This is a genomic window from Enterobacter cloacae complex sp. P18RS (assembly GCF_014982105.1).
GTDB lineage: Bacteria > Pseudomonadota > Gammaproteobacteria > Enterobacterales > Enterobacteriaceae > Enterobacter > Enterobacter hormaechei_C.
The window spans coordinates 32470-49923 of sequence record NZ_JADCKV010000006.1; the positions used below are offsets into that span (position 1 = coordinate 32470).

The following is a 17454-nucleotide window of genomic DNA, read 5'->3' on the forward strand; positions in this document are numbered from 1 at the left end:
GTCGGGGCGGTTCGGAGTTTTTATGTCTTTTGATTCCCTTGGTCTGAACCCGGAAATTCTGCGCGCCATCGCAGAGCAGGGCTACGTTGAGCCAACCCCTATCCAGCAGCAGGCCATTCCGGCCGTTTTGCAGGGCCGTGACCTGATGGCAAGCGCGCAGACCGGTACCGGTAAGACCGCGGGCTTTACCCTGCCGCTGCTGGAGCTGTTGGTAAAAAACCAGCCGCACGCCAAAGGCCGTCGTCCGGTGCGTGCGCTGATCCTCACCCCAACCCGCGAACTGGCGGCCCAGATTGGCGAGAACGTGCGTGAATACAGCCGCTACCTCAACATTCGTTCGCTGGTGGTTTTCGGCGGGGTAAGCATTAACCCGCAGATGATGAAGCTGCGCGGCGGCGTGGACGTGCTGGTGGCAACGCCGGGGCGTCTGCTGGATCTGGAACACCAGAACGCGGTGAAGCTCGATAACATCGAAATTCTGGTGCTGGACGAAGCCGACCGTATGCTGGATATGGGCTTCATCCACGATATTCGCCGCGTGCTGGCGAAGCTGCCGACGCGTCGTCAGAACCTGCTCTTCTCGGCAACCTTCTCCGACGAGATCAAGGCACTGGCGGAAAAGCTGCTGCATAACCCGCTGGAAGTGGAAGTCGCGCGCCGCAATACCGCCTCCGAGCAGGTGACGCAGCACGTGCACTTTGTGGATAAGAAGCGCAAGCGGGAACTGCTCTCCCAGATGATCGGCCAGGGCAACTGGCAGCAGGTACTGGTCTTTACCCGCACCAAGCACGGCGCTAACCACCTGGCGGAACAGCTCAATAAAGACGGTATTCGCAGCGCGGCGATCCACGGCAACAAGAGTCAAGGTGCGCGTACCCGCGCGCTGGCTGATTTTAAATCCGGCGACATACGTGTGCTGGTGGCAACCGACATCGCCGCCCGTGGCCTGGACATTGAAGAGCTGCCGCACGTGGTGAACTACGAGCTGCCAAACGTGCCGGAAGACTACGTGCACCGTATCGGCCGTACCGGCCGTGCGGCGGCAACCGGGGAAGCGCTCTCTCTGGTCTGCGTGGATGAACACAAGCTGCTGCGCGACATCGAACGCCTGCTGAAGAAAGAGATCCCGCGCATTGAGACCCCGGGTTATGAAGTGGACCCGTCGATCAAAGCTGAGCCAATTCAGAACGGTCGTCAGGGCGGCGGTCGCGGTCAGGGCGGCGGCGGTCGCGGTCAGCAGCCGCGTCGTGCCGAAGGTGGCGCGCCGAAATCTTCGGGCAAACCGCCGCGTCGTAATAACGACAGCAAACCAGCCGGTGAAAACCCGTGGCGTAGCGGCGAAGGGAAACCGGCAGGCGAGGGGCAGCGCCGACGCCGCCCGCGTAAACCTGCTAACCCGCAGTAATCTGGAAGCCCGGTCGTAAAGCCGGGCTTTTCTTTTTGCGGCAGCGGAGAGAAAGTGCCACAATAGTGGCTGTTTATACAGTATTTCAGGTTTTCCGATGGCTTTAACCGCTGCGCTCAAGGCGCAAATTGGCGCATGGTATAAGGCGCTACAACAGCAGATCCCCGACTTTATCCCCCGAGCCCCGCAGCGGCAGATGATTGCCGACGTGGCCAAAACGCTCGCCGGGGACGACGGACGACATCTGGCGATTGAAGCCCCGACCGGCGTCGGGAAAACCCTGTCGTATCTCATTCCCGGCATTGCCATCGCGCGGGAAGAAGACAAAACGCTGGTGGTCAGTACCGCTAACGTGGCCTTGCAGGATCAGATCTTCAGCAAAGATTTGCCGCTGCTGCGCAAAATTATCCCCGATTTACGGTTCACCGCCGCCTTTGGTCGCGGGCGCTACGTCTGCCCGCGCAATCTGGCGGCGCTGGCCAGCAGTGAACCCTCCCAGCAGGATCTGCTCGCGTTTCTTGATGACGAGCTGACGCCAAACAACAAGGCGGAGCAGGAGCAGTGCGCAAAGCTAAAGGCCGATCTCGACGGCTACAGGTGGGACGGCCTGCGGGATCACACCAGTCAGGCGATCGGCGACGACCTGTGGCGCAGGCTCAGCACCGATAAAGCGAGCTGCCTGAACCGCAACTGTCATTACTATCGCGAGTGCCCGTTCTTTGTCGCCCGGCGTGAGATTCAGGAAGCGGAGGTGGTTGTCGCCAACCATGCGCTGGTGATGGCTGCCCTGGAGAGTGAAGCGGTCCTGCCGGAGCCCAAAAACCTGCTGCTGGTGCTGGATGAAGGTCATCATCTGCCCGACGTGGCGCGGGATGCGCTGGAGATGAGTGCGGAAATTACCGCCCCGTGGTTTCGCCTGCAACTCGATCTGTTCTGCAAGCTGGTGGCAACCTGCATGGAGCAGTTCCGCCCGAAAACCACGCCGCCGCTGGCGGTCCCGGAGCGGTTGAGCGAGCACTGTGAAGAGGTGTACGGCCTCATCGCCTCGCTGAATAACATTCTCAACCTGTATCTCCCCGCCACCCAGGAAGCGGAACACCGCTTTGCGATGGGTGAGTTGCCACAGGAAGTGATGGAGATTTGCCAGCAGCTGGCGAAGCACCTTGAAAAGCTGCGCGGGCTGGCGGAGATGTTCTTAAACGATCTCAGCGAGAAAACCGGTACCCATGACGTGGTGCGCTTGCACCGCATTCTGCTGCAAATGAACCGCGCGCTGGGCATGTTTGAGGCGCAGAGCAAACTCTGGCGGCTGGCCTCGATGGCGCAGGCGTCCGGGGCGCCAGTGACAAAGTGGGCCACCCGCGAAGTGCGAGACGGACAGGTACATCTGTTCTTCCACTGCGTGGGCATCCGCGTGGCCGATCAGCTGGAAAAGCTGATCTGGCGCAGCGTGCCGCACGTGGTAGTGACGTCGGCGACCCTGCGTTCACTGAACAGCTTCTCAAGGTTGCAGGAAATGAGCGGCCTGAAAGAGAAAGCGGGGGACCGTTTTGTGGCCCTGGACTCGCCGTTCAACCACTGTGAGCAGGGCAAGCTGGTGATCCCGCGCATGAACTATGAGCCGCTTATCGATAACGAAGAGCAGCATATTGCGGAAATGGCGGCCTACTTCCGCGAGCAGGTTGAGAGTAAAAAATACCCCGGTATGCTGGTGCTGTTTGCCAGCGGCCGCGCGATGCAACGCTTCCTGGAGCACGTCACCGATCTGCGCTTACTCCTGCTGGTGCAGGGCGATCAGCCGCGCTATCGGCTGGTGGAAACCCACCGTAAACGCATTGATAACGGCGAGCGTAGCGTGCTGGTGGGGCTACAGTCCTTTGCGGAAGGGCTGGATTTAAAAGGCGACTACCTGACGCAGGTGCATATCCATAAAATTGCCTTCCCGCCCATCGACAGCCCGGTGGTGATCACCGAAGGCGAATGGCTGAAAAGCCTTAACCGTTATCCGTTTGAAGTGCAAAGCCTGCCTGCGGCGTCGTTTAACCTGATCCAGCAGGTCGGGCGCTTGATCCGTAGCCACGGCTGCTGGGGCGAGGTGGTGATTTATGACAAACGCCTGCTTACCAAAAACTATGGCCAGCGGCTGCTGAATGCGCTGCCGATCTTCCCGATTGAGCAGCCAGAAGTGCCGGAGGTAAAAAAACGCCCGGCAAAACCCTCTGCCGGGCGTACAAAAAGCATCCGTGCAAAGAGGCGCGGTCCTACTGGTAAGTGAATGTCACCTGAATCACGCTGCTGAACGTCCCGGCAGTGACGGGCATTGAGGTGGCGTAGTAGCGTGCGGACAGAGGAAAGGTTGCCGTGTGGTCGCTCGGATTGATGGCGGCGTTAAAGGCGGCCTGCGGGGCAATCAGTATTTTGTCCTGTCGGTCTGCCAGCTCCAGCGCCAGTCCCTTTGCGCTACCGATATTGGCAAATTTGGTCGGATGCACGCTGTCTGCCTGGCCATAGAAAAAGGCCGTGGCAAGCGCCAGCGTGGCTGGGCAGTGCGATACTGACAGGGAAAAGTCTTTCCACTCGCCGGTATCCCCCACGTCTCTAAAACTGCCCGACACCGCCTGGCCTAAGTCCACCGTCAGGTTGCGGCTGGCGCTGTCAATGACGCAGGTATTGGCGTAAATATTTCCCGTCATCTGGATCTGAATGTCGTCTGCGTGAGCCTGGGCCAGTAAGCCCACCGCCAGAAACGCGATTGTCTTTTTCATGTTTGTCACTTATAGGCGAGAGTGATGGTTGCTACGGTGTTGGCGGGGCCGGGCGTCACCACATCGCTGGTCTGCTCGTAGCGAACCTGAAAGGGGATATCCAGCGTTTCATTGGCAACGGCCTGGCTTTGGGTGTTGACGTAGGAGTCAAAGGTCGCGATATGGTCATCAAACAGCATTCTTACCCCGACGCCCCTTGCCATGCCCGTCTGCTTCGTCAGTTTGATCACTCCCTCAAATGCCGTTTCGTACCCGTTAGCACTGGTGATTTTTAGCTCAGGCTGAACGGTTGTGTCACAGTTAACGGTGATATTAAACGTCTGAGCGGGGCTGGATAAAAACCCCACGCTCATAAAATCACTGACGGGAAAATCGCCCAAATTAACGGTGAGATTTTTTGGCGAAACAGAGCAGGTGACCTGATGCAAAATGACGTTACCTGCATACGCAATATGATTAGGGCTGCCGATCCCTTCATGGCCAAAAACGCCAATGCCGAATTCGGTCTGAGACTGCACCAGCGTGCCGGATGTCACGGCGTCGCTTGTTTTCACCAGTTCAAGCGTGACGTCAAAGTTAAACGACTGTGTGCCATCGGTAGAAACATAGGCAACAGGCGTTCCGCGTGAATCGCACTGTACTCCGCCTGCTCCGCTGATTCGCTGACCCTGATCGTTCATTAGTGCGACCCCAATCCCCGGTACGCCGGAATCATAAACGCCCCTGAGCCCAGGAATTTCCGCGCCGGTGCCGTAGTAGCAGGAAACAATTTCCAGACCGCTGTCGATACTCTGATCGCAGTGCCCGGCAACATGAACGCTTTGCTCTGTACCCGGGATAGTTGCGCCAACGGCCAGCGTCGTGGGGACAGAGATGGAGGCCACGTTAATCATTTTGGGCAGATCCGGCGTGGTGCAGGTCGCCTTCGCATGCGGCATAAATAACGCGGCGGTTCCCAGAACCAGTAAGAAAAAGCACTGTTTAATCATTTGCATAATCGTTAGCCTGAACGGTAATCAATGACACTGCGCGGCAGCGTTAATGATGCTGGTTTTCTCTTTCTCATCCGTTAGCGCATAGTCAGCGACGCAGTGCTCGCTCGCCTCCTGTCCCCAGGAAACGTTGAGATGCCCTTGCTGTGGCAGACCCGATAGGTAAGTCTGGCCGTCATTTCCGACAATAAATTCGCTGTCCTTATCCCCGGTGGTGACCGTTGCGCCGAAGGGCAGCGGTTTACCATTTTGTGTAAGCGTCATCAGGACGCGGTTACCCACGCGGGTAGTAAAGCTGGCGCGCACCACGGCCCCGCGGGTTGGCGTCACAATTTGCGCCGCGTGGGTGACGTCGGCATCCTCCGGCAGCGTTTCGGTATCCAGCGCGATGGTATTGTGACGATAAGCGGTCACGAACGGCACGACGGTATAGCCGCGGAAGTCAGTCTCCACGCCTGTCTGGTTGGTGATATGGGTGCCGTGCGTACCTGGCGCTTTCACCAGCGCGATGGTGTCACCGAGCGGCTGGCTCAGGGTTATCCCGTTAGCGTGGGCCACCACGCCGCCCTGCAAACCGACGTTCAGGGTCTGCTGATACTTATCCTGACTGACGCCTGCGCTCACTTCGCCGTAGGTCGCTTTGTAATCGGTGTTGATGCTGGTGGAGTTACCGCTGCCGGTGCTGCTGAGCCCTTCCTGGATATTCCAGTTCAGGTTGTCTTCTTTCAGGGCCGTACCGTTAAGACCGATGTTCTGCGTGGTGCCATCTTTGGTGTTGTTCAGGTTGTACGTGGCCCAGGTGTTATGCATCCAGCGATCCAGCGGAACCGAAACGCTCAGCGAGAACTGGTTGTCGTTTGTTACCTCATTACCGTCTTCATCGCTGTCGTGAGTGTTTTTGTTCATGCTGTAGCTGAGGCTGTAGCTCACGCCGTGCCAGCTGTTGTTGTAGCTGACGCTCAGGGAGGTCATGTTCTGGCTCTGGCTCCAGTAAGTTTCCTTCACCATGCTCAGCGTCACCGACCCCCAACCTTCTGGCAGCGTCTGGTCAATGGTGGCTTCTGTACGGGCGCGGCGCTGCTGGGGAGCAGACCAGTCGTCGGCGCGGGTATACGACTCCATAGTGTCGTCCAGGGTGTAAAACCCCTTGCTGTTATAGCGATAGCCCGCAAGCGAAAAGTTGGTGCCTGAACCGGCGAAATCTTTGCTGTAGCGTACGCGCCACGACTGGCCATTGCTGGACTGCTGTTTTTTCAGCAGGGCTCTGGCGCGGGTCACGTCAATGGAGAACGCCCCGAGATCGCCCATGTTTTTCCCGGCGCCGAGCGCCTGGGACTGATAGTGGCTGCTCTGCTGCACGCCGCCGTAGGCCGTGAAGCCGTGAGGTAAACCGTAGATGGCGCTTCCCTGGGCAAACGGGGTCTTTTCAACGTCTTTGTCATAAGAGCGATAACGCCCGGCGGTTACGCTGTAGCGCAGGTTTTTTTCACGCTGCAATACCGGCACGGAGGCAAACGGCACCACGAAATGACTTTCGCTGCCGTCAGTTTCTTTCACCGTGACCTGGAGGTCGCCGCTGCTGCCGGTGGGGTAGAGGTCGTTAATTTCGAATGCGCCCGGCGCGACCGTGTTCTGATAAATCACGTACCCGTTCTGGCGGACCATCACCAGCGCGTTACTGTGGGCGGTGCCGCGAATAATAGGGGCATAGCCTTTTTCGCTGTCCGGCAGCATGTCGTTGTCGGATTTCAGCTCCACGCCGGTGTAGGGGACGCTGTCAAAAACGTCGGAAGGTGAGGTGCTTTGACCCACCGTCACGTCACTTTTCATCGCCACAATATCGCGTTGCGCATAGGTATAAACGGAGGTGAATTTCTGTTCCTCCTCGTGGCCCGTGGTGCTGCGATTCCAGGTGGAGTAGTTACGAACGCGCCATGCCCCGAGGTTGAAGCCGGGACGCAGGTTAACGTACTGGCTGCTGCTATCCTCTTCACCCTGCTGGCGCGCATGGCTCTGGCTGGCGTTGACGCTGTAATTAAGCAGGCCCGCGTTGATCCCTTCGTCAAACTCTTTCGGGTCGATGTAACCGCGTGGCACCTGTCCGAGCGCCTTTTGCGGAATGCTCAGCAGCAGCTGCTGATTGCGTACGCGAAAGGTCGCGGATGCCGAAGGGATGGCGTGTAGATCGGCGCATTGACCTTCTGCCCTCAGCTGCGGATATTTTTGCGTTTTGATCCCGAGGCTCTTTAATTCGTCCAGTGTAAAACAAGGCTGAAGCGTGCTGGTGCCCTGCGGATCTTTAACTACGTTAAAGGTCACGTCACGGGTATCAATTTTATTGTTATTGATAAATACCGCGACCTGATATTTACCTGGCGCCTGACCGGGACCTTTTTCATAGACAGACAGATCGGTCTTTTCCTGCTGCGGGTTATCAATGTCCAGCAGGGCAGGGTTAAAATAATCATCAGCCAAAACCTGCTGCGCAAAGATCGCCATTGCCAGGCAACAAAAAGTCATCAGCAATGACGAAAATCGGCAGGTGAACGGCTTTTTATGGCGGTACATGATGATTTTATTACCGGGCAATATTATTAATGAACGGGTTTAGACCATGTCTGGCTGATGCTGCCGTAATCCGTAATAATGGAATACACGACGGTCGAGCCTCCGACATTGCCAGGTAAAGCAAAATGCGTTTCAGTTTTCGGCACAGCCCAGGTGGCTTTCGTGATTTTCTGACCATTCAGGGTGACGGCCTGAAAATTCATATAGAAAGGCGTGGGATTGTTCACCACTAAATCATTCCCTTCGCGATGCCATTCAAGTTTATCGGCCATATCTTCTGGTTTGCCTTTTACCGCTGACGGGCGATAGAGCAATTTAATTCGGGTGTTAATGGCAATTTGCAGCGTATTTACGCCTTCAACCTGCTTTGAGGAAGGGATCGCTTTAATATTCAGCCAGTACAGAGATTCCCTGTCTTCCGGTAAATTTCCTCCCGTACGCACCACGCGTAGTACGTTATCTTCTTTCGCATCCAGTCGGAAAAGCGGCGGGGTGATCAGGAACGGGGCTTTGGCCAGGTTTTTACCGCCGGAATCGACCCAGGACTGCACCAGATAATCCGTGGTATCTGGGTTTGAAAGACCAAGAGATGATTCCTTTTTATCTCCCTGATAGACCAGACGGGTGCCATTGATCACGACACCCGCCTGTGCCGAGGCTGCTACCAGTAAAAGAGTGCTCAGTAAATAACCGTGGCGCATAAAGATTTCTCAATAAAAAGATGAGATATTAATGCCCGCAAGAGCATTAATATCTCAGGATTGATAAGATCAGTTATAAATAACGGTGAAGGTCGATACAGAGTTAGCAGGGCCCGCAGTAACTGCCGCCTGAGTTTGAATATAACGCGCACCGAACTCCAGGTCGTTAACCTCCGTTCCGGAGGCTAAAGGATATTGCTTCGAAGGGGTATACAGAGTGACAGGCTGCCCGGAAGCATCCATTAGCTGAATAGCTACACCAGTAGCCGCATCGGTATCGGGCGTTAATGCCAGCGTGGCATTATTATCCGCATCCGGGGTACCACCGAAGTTAATCGCAGCCGAGGTTACGGTTTCCGGACAATTGGTTAACTTAATATCAAACTTCGTGAGTGTGCTGGTAGAGCCTGCGCCGGTAAATACCGTTTTAGATACTTTTCCTAACTGAACATCTAATGGATTACTTAATCCATTCACGACCTGGCAAGCAGAATCGATAATTTCTCCGGTGAAATTAATCTGCCCTTCACCGTTGGTTGCCGCAAATGCGGATGCAGAACATCCCACCGTTGTGGCGATAAACAACCCTAATGCAACCTTGTTCATAGTAAATCCCAATGTGTTACTGGCAAAAACGTTGCCTGGACGTTTTTACCGTTGACCCTTAATAACTTTCCGATGTTTATTTAATCAAAAAAAGGGCAGGTACGAATCTTTAGTTCCAATCACAAATAATGCAAATAGTGCTTGAGTTTATTTTTTTACCTGAAAACAGCAGGTTGATAATGATCACAAAACACTATCGGGTGCGTGTTCATCGGGCTATATTGTTAACAAGATGATGCTGTCAGGAGAAATGTCGTGGATTACCGCAAAATTATCAAAGAGGTAGGGCGTGGGAAAAACCATGCTCGCGATCTGGATCAGGAAACGGCCCGTGCGTTGTACACGCATATGCTGAATGGCGACGTGCCGGATCTGGAAATGGGCGGCATTCTGATTGCGCTGCGCATCAAAGGGGAAGGTGAGGCGGAGATGCGCGGTTTTTATGAGGCCATGCAGTCGCAGACGATGCGTTTAACCCCGCCCGTCACGAAGCCGATGCCGATTGTGATCCCGACCTACAATGGCGCGCGTAAGCAGGCAAACCTCACGCCGCTGCTGGCTATTCTGTTGCAGAAACTCGGTTTCCCGGTGGTGGTGCATGGCGTGAGCGAAGATCCGACGCGCGTGCTGACAGAAACCATTCTGGAATTATTAGGCATCGAACCCACTCTCCATGCTGGCCAGGCGCAGGCAAAGCTGGAGGGGAACCAGCCGGTCTATATTCCCGTGCGCGCGCTCTGCCCGCCGCTGGAAAAGCAGCTGGGCATGCGCTGGCGCATGGGGGTACGTAACAGCGCCCATACCCTGGCGAAGCTGGCGACGCCGTTTGCCGAAGACGCCGCGCTGCGTCTTTCCAGCGTCTCCCATCCGGAGTACGTGACGCGGGTCGGTCAATTCTTTGCCGAAATCGGCGGGCGAGCGCTGCTGATGCACGGGACTGAAGGGGAGGTTTACGCCAACCCGCAGCGTTGTCCACAGCTGATGCTAATTGAGCCTGCCGGGACGCGGGTCGTGCTCGAACGTGGGGAAGAGAACAGCGATGTGATCCTGCCTGAGTCGAAAGATCCGCAAGTCACCGCGCACTGGATCGTACAGTGTCTGGCCGGAAAGGTGCCGGTTCCGCAGTCTATCAAGCTGCAAATGGCCTGCTGTCTGCTGGCGGCAGGGGAAGTGGCGTCCGTGGACGCCGGGTTGCAGCGCGTGGCGCAGTCGTTTTAAGCAAAAAAAAGCCCGTCCAGTGGCGGACGGGCAAACAAGGGTAACAACAACAGGGTCAATGAGGGTTGGAGCATCTCACCAGAGGGTAGGGTGAGGGTGGAGCATAATTCGTTCGATTACTTGTAGATAACCGCAGTACCGCTCAGTTTGTTATTACCGTTAGTGGAGGTGATGGTGTATCCACTTGCGCCGGCAGCGGCAGCTTTTTCCGCCAGTTTGGCTTCCAGACCGTCCAGCGTGGTCGCGCCTTCAGCACTCACCACCCCGATTTTATTCAGATCCTGTGCCTGAGTAGAGGAGACTGGCTCTACGGCGAAAGCGCCGAAAGACAGAGCGGACAGGGCAACAGCGGCAACAGCATATTTGATGGTTTTCATAGGTCAATTCTCGCAGGTTATTCTGTTAAGGGGACGATGTTCCGTCGATGTGATAAGTATCACGGTTTTTAGTGGAAGATAAAATCGAAGAGAATTGACGTGGTTACTCAAAAAAATTGAATGACAAATAACTTATTGATTATTAATAAATTCAGAAGCGCAATTGACATTTCTTGGGGATGCGCTTTACAGAAGCCATCGGAAGGGCACGTTTTGCTACGCGTTTCGCTAAAAGTCGTGAGCGTAAAGTAAACGGCTGGCGCGGTTAACTTCGGTAAAGGAAAGTCAACGTAACTGGCTGTCTTTCGATCCTCTACGATTATATCCTGAATGTGCCGCATTTTTTGAATCTTTCTCCTGCTGACAGGCAATGCATAGCCGTACGCCAGGAATGGCTTTACGCCGTGCTTCAGGAATCGGATCCCCGCACTCTTCGCATTCCGTCAAACTTTCGCCGCGCGGAATTTCACCGCGAGCACGCGCGACCGCATCTTCAATGGTACTGTTGATCTGTTCGTTAACGGCGTCGTCATTCGCCCAGCCGGAAGCCATCATGTTCTCCTGATCTGTTTAAGCCATTCATCTTAATATGGGGTTAAAAAACGCACAGTCAAGGCGAAGGAAGGAAATGAGAACTGCATCTGCCTTGCAGATGCAGTGTGGGAAAAGAGGGCGTTATTTATAGATAGTCGCGGTGCCGTACATATGGTTATCGCCACCGGCGGCGTTCACCACGAAGCCTTTAGCCCCTTCCTGACGCGCTTTTTCGGCCAGCTTGTCCTGAAGGTCATCAAGGTTGCTTGCCCGGCTGACAGAGACCGTCCCGGCCGCACGTAGCTGGCTGGTGTCGTTGCTGTCGGTCAGAGGTTGAACGGACCAGGCTGAGAACGATGCGCCTGCCAGCGCACCCGCAATAATAAAGGTCAGATACTTTTTCATAATCACATCCTCAGGGGAAACAACAGGTGATTCCTCTTAAGTTTAGAAGCCTGACGCGCGTGATTTAGCGCAAAAATTTGATGATGATCTGCTTATTTTTTGAACGATAAATTCTGACAATTTGCTGACAGATCATAGACATACAGGTTGCTGATTTTCGTCGGTTTTTTGTGCAGCGCAGACAGATATTTACCCCCGCGCCGTCACAGGGTATCTTACGCGGCTGTCTAAAGGAGAATGCCATGACTTCCCAAAAGCCGGGATTGCACCCGCGTAACCGCCACCGTAGCCGCTACGACATGAAAGCCCTGTGCCTGAGCTGCCCGGAATTGCAGGATTTTATTGTTCAGACACCAGCCGGTGAACCGTCGGTAAACTTTGCCGATCCGCTGGCGGTTAAGACGCTGAACAAAGCGCTGCTGGCCCATTTTTATGGCGTTACGCACTGGGACATCCCGGATGGCTTTCTCTGCCCACCGGTGCCAGGCCGTGCGGATTATGTCCATCATCTTGCCGATCTGCTGGCAGATGATAATGGCGGCGTGGTGCCGAAACAGGCCACCGTGCTTGATATCGGTACGGGCGCGAACCTGATCTACCCCCTGATAGGCGCACATGAGTACCAGTGGCGGTTTACCGGCAGCGAGATCGGCGCCGAGGCCTTTGCCAGCGCACAGGCCATTATCAACGCTAACCCAGGGTTAAGCCGGGCCGTTCGTTTGCGTCGTCAAAAGGATCCCGCTGCTATTTTCAACGGCATTATTCACAAGAACGAACAATATGATGCCACCCTGTGCAACCCGCCATTCCACGACTCCGCCGCCTCCGCACGTGCGGGCAGTGAACGCAAGCGGCGTAACCTGGGCCAGGCTGAAGATGGCGCGCTGAACTTTGGCGGCCAGCAGCAGGAGTTGTGGTGCGAGGGCGGGGAAGTGGCATTTATTTTGCGCATGATTGCCGAGAGTAAGGGCTTCGGTCGTCAGGTGAAATGGTTTACCACGCTGGTTTCCCGTGGCGATAACCTGCCGCCGCTTTACCGCGCCCTGACCGACGTCGGCGCGGTGAGAGTGGTCAAAAAAGAGATGGCGCAGGGCCAGAAGCAGAGCCGCTTTATCGCCTGGACCTTTATGGACGATAACAAACGCCGCAAATAGCCCCCCATCGCAGGCCGGGTAAGGCGAAGCCGCCACCCGGCTCGGTTACAGCGTCGGCTCCTGCGGAGGCAGCGGCGAAGCGGGCGGCGACAATACCTGATACGTCTGCACCGGCGCTCTCACGTTCGCCAGATCGAAGTGTTTTTTCACCATGCTGTCGAGGGCGAAGCGCACCGTCCACTGCTTAAGGGGCTGGGTGGTGAACGACACGCGCAGGGTAAAGGCAGTGTTCGTCAGCCCGACGATACCCGCGAACGACGGTTCACCAATCACCAGCCCGCGAATATCCTCCATCTCCATCAGTTCGCTCACCGCATCCCGCAGCGCCTGCTTCGCCTTATCTGCATCCTCATGACGATCGACATCATAATTCGCCACCACCGAACCAATGCCGCGCACAAAGTTGGCAAAGGTGGTGATCGATGACCACGGAATAATGTGATACGCGCCGGTATCCTGACGTACGCCGACGGAGCGAATGGACATGCGTTCCACCGTGCCGGTGAGCGGTCCTATGGTCACCAGATCCCCGGTGTTCATCCCGTTCTCAAACTGGATAAAAATGCCGGTGATAATATCCTTCACCAGCGTCTGCGAACCAAAGGAGATCGCCAGCCCAAGCGCACCGGCACCCGCCAGCAGCGGGGCGATATTCACGCCGATTTCCGACAGTACAATCATGATGGTGATGGTGCTGATGATCACCGCCAGCGCGTTGCGGCACAGGGTCAGCAGCGTGCGGGCGCGGGCGCTCGGCAGCGGCCTGCCGTGGACATCCGACACCAGACGGTTTTCGATAAGGCTTGCCAGCAGCGTCCAGCCGACGGCGGAGAAGAACAGGATCAGCGCGATACGAATAAGAATATCAACGGTCTTTTCCCCCGCGCCGTTATGCAGCCAGTTCCAGAAATCAAACAGCCCCCACGCGTTCAGCAGTAGCATAATTGCCACGCAGACCGTCAGAATACGCGCCACCTTCAGGGATACCGTCATCCAGCCATTTACCCGCTTTTGCAGTTCCGGGTAGTTACGCTGAACCTGCGGCGACAGGGTGATCGTTTTCGACAGCCAGCGGGAGAGCAGGCCAGAGACAAAGGCCGCAATGCCGATAATCGCCAGGCTTTTGAACGTCGCCCCCATCATAAATTTCAGGCTATTGCCCGGATCGAACAGGGAGAAGAAACAGAGCACAATAAAATAGGCGCTGGCCAGCCAGTGCCACACCAGCGCAAAGGCGCGAATAAAGAGGCTGAAAAAGGAGAGGGAGCGATCGGCCAGGTGCAGCAGGCTGTCGGTGATCGCTTTTTTATTGTGGAAGATGAGGTACAGCGCCCAGACGGTAATGCACAGCATGATCAGCACGTTCGCCAGCGCCCCGAACTGCACGTTAACCTGGTTGGAAATAATCGGCACGGCAACCAGCAGGCCATAACCAATCAACCCGCTCAGCACGCTGAGCCGCACCGCCCAGTATTTGGCGCTCTGATCCGAAATGGCGAAGGGGCGAAGGTCCGGCACGCGCGGGCAGAAGATCAGCCGCAGGAGGGCTTTAAAGAACTCAATCAGGGCAAATGCATTGAGGAACAGTCCCTGCTGAAACGCGATGGTTTTGTTTCCGGTATTAAGTCGGTCGGCCAGCATCTGGCCGACAAACAGCGTCAGGGCCAGCAGCAGCAAATCGATGACAAACGCCCCGGTAATCATTGCCGGAAGATGCAGCCAGCTGCTTTTATGCTGATTCTTTTTGCGTCCCCACTGGCCCATTTTCCGGTAAAGCGGCCAGACAGACAGGCGCAACAGCCAGTAAAAAATGAAGACGGCGCCAGCCAGAATAGCAAACTGGGTGGCGGCTGCGGAAAAGGTGTGAGGATTAAAAGGCTTATGTGAGGTGCCAACCAGGTTGCGATAGAGCTGGGCAAAACGCGACGACAGGGCTTCCCCGTAGCGGCGACTGATGTCGGTGACGTTTTCCAGCACCGTTTTTTCTTCTTCGGCTTCCGGCGGCGCAATAGCAGGAACCGGATCCTGAGGCGGCGTGGCAGCCACCTTCCTCAGCTGATCGATCAGCTCCTGTCGGGACGTGTCGTTCTCAAGCACGTCGGCCAGCGCGCCGTAGGCGGCTTTTTTCTTTTCTGCGTCTGGCTCTGGCGGCGCATTTTGCTGGGTGGCGGTGGCTCCGGTGGTGACGCCGGGAAGGGTTACAGCAAGTGATGGCGCGCTTAACAGGCTAAACAGTAGCAACAGGATCCACGGCACGGCGTCCTCCGACAAAAATATCGTGCAAAATGATAAGTATAGAGCGCGGGGGGCGGAGGGGATTTTTTGGGAACAATCCGGCGTAAAAAAGCCGGGCATGCCCGGCTCTGGGTGTGTCTATCAGGAGACGTGTTGCAGGAACTCCTGGAGGCGCTGGCTTGGTGGGTTCGCAATCAGCGCCTGCGGATTCCCGTCTTCCGCGATACGGCCCTTATCAATGAAGATCAGACGGGACGCCACCTTTTCGGCAAAGCCGATTTCGTGGGTAACGATCACCATCGTCATGCCTTCTTCCGCCAGATCCTGCATAACTTTCAGCACTTCGTGACGCAGCTCCGGGTCGAGTGCCGACGTTGGCTCATCGAACAGCATCATCTTTGGCTTCACCGCCAGCGCACGGGCAATGGCCACGCGCTGCTGCTGGCCGCCGGACAGCTCGGAAGGATAGTGGTGGGCACGCTCCGCCAGACCAACCTTCGCCAGCAGATCTCTTGCCAGCGCTTCCGCTGCCGCTTTGCTGGCCCCGCGCACGCGCAGAGGACCGAACATCACGTTTTCCAGCGCCGTGAGGTGCGGGAACAGGTAGAACTGCTGGAACACCATGCCCGCTTCCTGGCGGATCAGGCGCTCGTCCACTTTCGGATCGTTAACCTTCAGACCATCGACGATCAAATCGCCGCTGGTGATCTCCTCAAGCTTGTTAATGCAGCGCAGCAGGGTGGATTTACCGGAACCGGACGGCCCGATGATCACCACCACTTCGCCCTGCCTGATGTTCAAATCGATATTGTGCAGCACCTGGGTTGGGCCAAAGTGCTTGGAAACGTTTTTAAATTCAATCACAGGATTTTCATCCTTCTTTCAAGACGACGCAGAACAAAGCTCAGGACAAGCGTGATAATCAGATAGACAACGGCGACCGCACTCCAGATTTCCAGAGCGCGGAAGTTACCCGCGATGATCTCCTGGCCCTGACGGGTCAGTTCGGCCACGCCGATAACAATAAACAGCGAGGTGTCTTTAATGCTGATGATCCACTGGTTACCCAGCGGCGGCAGCATGCGGCGCAGCGCCAGCGGCAGGATCACGTGACGAATGGTTTCGCGACGGGAAAGACCTAACGCCAGGCCGGCTTCGCTGAAGCCTTTATGAATCGACAGCACCGCACCGCGGGTAATTTCCGCAATGTAGGCGCCGGAGTTGATCATGATGGTAACAACGGCGGCGCTGAACGGGTCGATGCGCAGGTCGGTGAAGGCCATCGGCAGGGCGAAGTAGATGAACATGACCTGCACCACAATGGGGGTGCCGCGGATCACTTCGATGAAAACCAGTGCGATGTGGTTTGCAATCCAGCCGCCGTAGGTGCGGGCGAAACCGGCCACCAGACCGATAATCAACCCGCCAACCAGACCGAGGACCGAAATCCACAGGGTCATTTTAGCGCCTTCAAGCAAGAGAGGAATGGCAGGCCAGATGGCGCTCCAGTCAAACTGCATGATGTATTCCTGTATACCGTGGTGAAAAACAAAAAACGTAGGCCCGGTAAGCGGAAGCGCCACCGGGCGTTACAAACCTGAAGTCAGGTGAAATTATTTAGGCTCGGTACCGAACCATTTTTTGTAGATTTCGTTATAGGTGCCGTTCTCTTTCAGGGTTTTCAGCGCGCCGTTAACTTTGTTACGCAGGTCGTCGCTGCCTTTCGGGAACGCAATACCGTACTGCTGAGCTTCCAGGGAATCACCTACCGCTTTGAACTTGCCATTACCGGCGGTTTTGATGAAGTAAAGGATGTTAGGCGTGTCGTGCAGCACCGCGTCAGCGCGGTTGGTGCCCAGTTCCATGTAAGCGTTGTCGATGTTCGGGAACTGACGCAGGTCTTTGGTTTTGATGTTGGCTTTCGCGTAATCAACGGAGCCGGTGCCGCTCTTCACGGCGACCACTTTACCGTCGAGATCTTTCACGCTTTTCACGTCGTTGTTATCCGCTTTCACCATCACCAGCAGGCCGCTTTTGTAGTAGCCGTCAGAGAAATCGATGGCTTTTTTACGTTCTTCGGTAATGGTGATGCCTGCCAGCGCCAGGTCAACGTTTTTGGTTTGCAGTGCCGGGATAATGCCGCTGAAATCCATTGGCTTCAGGGTGTAATCCAGTTTGAGTTCTTTTGCGACAGCGGCCCACAGATCCACGTCAAAACCAACGTATTTATCACCCTGTTTGAATTCAAACGGTACGAACGCCGTGTCAGTCGCCACAACCAGTTTGTCGGCAGCCTGCGAGGACACCGCAAACGCCAGGGTAAGTGCAGCCAGTGAAACTTTTAATACAGACTTCATAGCATTTCCTTTTATATCCACGGGGCGATCCCCTGCGAGAACCTCAGGCACAATGAAAAAATCGTGCCAATTTTACAAGCTGTTGTTTTGCAAAGGGGATGATGTCACGCATTGCACAAAAAGCGTGGCAATTCTGC

Annotated in this window: 16 protein-coding genes; 4 read left to right on the top strand and 12 right to left on the bottom strand. The window is 55.7% G+C overall.

All coding sequences use genetic code 11. From position 1 onward, the window contains the following. Positions 1-22 precede the first annotated feature (22 nt). Both rhlE and dinG read left to right on the top strand, forming a co-directional pair. The gene (gene rhlE, locus INF61_RS02585) at positions 23-1405 is read left to right on the top strand and encodes an ATP-dependent RNA helicase RhlE (RefSeq protein WP_017693771.1); all 1383 of its coding nucleotides are present in this window, start codon (positions 23-25) and stop codon (positions 1403-1405) included. A gap of 97 nt (positions 1406-1502) precedes the next feature. After that, entirely contained in the window at positions 1503-3680 is a 2178-nt protein-coding gene (gene dinG / locus INF61_RS02590; RefSeq protein WP_015571073.1) for an ATP-dependent DNA helicase DinG, read from the top strand. Here the strand turns inward: dinG and INF61_RS02595 are convergent. From INF61_RS02595 to INF61_RS02615, 5 genes are all read right to left on the bottom strand, one after another. Next, positions 3667-4170: a fimbrial protein gene (locus INF61_RS02595; protein WP_015571072.1), complete on the bottom strand. Its 504-nt coding sequence runs from the start codon at positions 4168-4170 to the stop codon at positions 3667-3669. The genes dinG and INF61_RS02595 overlap by 14 nt on opposite strands. Before the next feature lie 5 nt (positions 4171-4175). After that, complete coding sequence (locus tag INF61_RS02600; RefSeq protein ID WP_017384925.1) at positions 4176-5165, bottom strand: fimbrial protein; 990 nt, start codon at positions 5163-5165, stop codon at positions 4176-4178. Positions 5166-5186: 21 nt separating this feature from the next. Next, positions 5187-7730 (bottom strand): fimbria/pilus outer membrane usher protein, encoded by a 2544-nt coding sequence (locus INF61_RS02605; protein WP_193547501.1) that lies wholly within the window; start codon positions 7728-7730, stop codon positions 5187-5189. Between the two features lie 26 nt (positions 7731-7756). After that, positions 7757-8431 carry a molecular chaperone gene (locus INF61_RS02610; RefSeq protein ID WP_017693767.1) on the bottom strand — a complete coding sequence of 225 codons (675 nt, stop codon included), beginning with the start codon at positions 8429-8431 and terminating at the stop codon, positions 7757-7759. 69 nt (positions 8432-8500) lie between these two features. Further along, positions 8501-9037 (bottom strand): fimbrial protein, encoded by a 537-nt coding sequence (locus INF61_RS02615; RefSeq protein WP_023303332.1) that lies wholly within the window; start codon positions 9035-9037, stop codon positions 8501-8503. 255 nt (positions 9038-9292) lie between these two features. On the opposite strand from INF61_RS02615, the gene ybiB reads away from it, so the two are divergent. Then, positions 9293-10255, top strand: a complete 963-nt coding sequence (gene ybiB, locus INF61_RS02620; protein ID WP_023303333.1) for a DNA-binding protein YbiB — start codon at positions 9293-9295, stop codon at positions 10253-10255. A 116-nt stretch (positions 10256-10371) separates the two neighbouring features. On the opposite strand, the gene ybiJ is transcribed toward ybiB, so the two are convergent. The 3 genes from ybiJ to mcbA all read right to left on the bottom strand — a co-directional run bounded on the left by ybiJ (position 10372) and on the right by mcbA (position 11571). After that, on the bottom strand, positions 10372-10632 hold the full coding sequence (gene ybiJ, locus INF61_RS02625) for a DUF1471 family protein YbiJ (protein WP_003858474.1): 261 nt from the start codon (positions 10630-10632) through the stop codon (positions 10372-10374). A gap of 285 nt (positions 10633-10917) precedes the next feature. After that, positions 10918-11184: a DksA/TraR family C4-type zinc finger protein gene (locus INF61_RS02630; RefSeq protein ID WP_017693765.1), complete on the bottom strand. Its 267-nt coding sequence runs from the start codon at positions 11182-11184 to the stop codon at positions 10918-10920. Positions 11185-11307: 123 nt separating this feature from the next. Further along, the gene (gene mcbA / locus INF61_RS02635; protein WP_003858470.1) at positions 11308-11571 is read right to left on the bottom strand and encodes a DUF1471 family periplasmic protein McbA; all 264 of its coding nucleotides are present in this window, start codon (positions 11569-11571) and stop codon (positions 11308-11310) included. Between the two features lie 242 nt (positions 11572-11813). Here mcbA and rlmF point away from each other — a divergent pair, with 242 nt between their 5' ends. Beyond that, the gene (gene rlmF, locus INF61_RS02640) at positions 11814-12725 is read left to right on the top strand and encodes a 23S rRNA (adenine(1618)-N(6))-methyltransferase RlmF (protein ID WP_023296156.1); all 912 of its coding nucleotides are present in this window, start codon (positions 11814-11816) and stop codon (positions 12723-12725) included. 45 nt (positions 12726-12770) lie between these two features. Here the strand turns inward: rlmF and ybiO are convergent, their stop codons facing one another. The 4 genes from ybiO to glnH all read right to left on the bottom strand — a co-directional run bounded on the left by ybiO (position 12771) and on the right by glnH (position 17317). Further along, on the bottom strand, positions 12771-14981 hold the full coding sequence (gene ybiO, locus INF61_RS02645; protein ID WP_023296157.1) for a mechanosensitive channel protein: 2211 nt from the start codon (positions 14979-14981) through the stop codon (positions 12771-12773). Positions 14982-15101: 120 nt separating this feature from the next. Next, a complete protein-coding gene (glnQ, locus tag INF61_RS02650) occupies positions 15102-15824 on the bottom strand; it encodes a glutamine ABC transporter ATP-binding protein GlnQ (protein ID WP_023296158.1) in 723 nt (240 codons plus the stop codon). Continuing rightward, the gene (glnP, locus tag INF61_RS02655) at positions 15821-16480 is read right to left on the bottom strand and encodes a glutamine ABC transporter permease GlnP (protein WP_003858462.1); all 660 of its coding nucleotides are present in this window, start codon (positions 16478-16480) and stop codon (positions 15821-15823) included. Before glnP ends, glnQ begins: the two co-directional genes overlap by 4 nt. Before the next feature lie 93 nt (positions 16481-16573). Further along, entirely contained in the window at positions 16574-17317 is a 744-nt protein-coding gene (glnH, locus tag INF61_RS02660) for a glutamine ABC transporter substrate-binding protein GlnH (protein WP_003858455.1), read from the bottom strand. Positions 17318-17454: the final 137 nt, after the last annotated feature.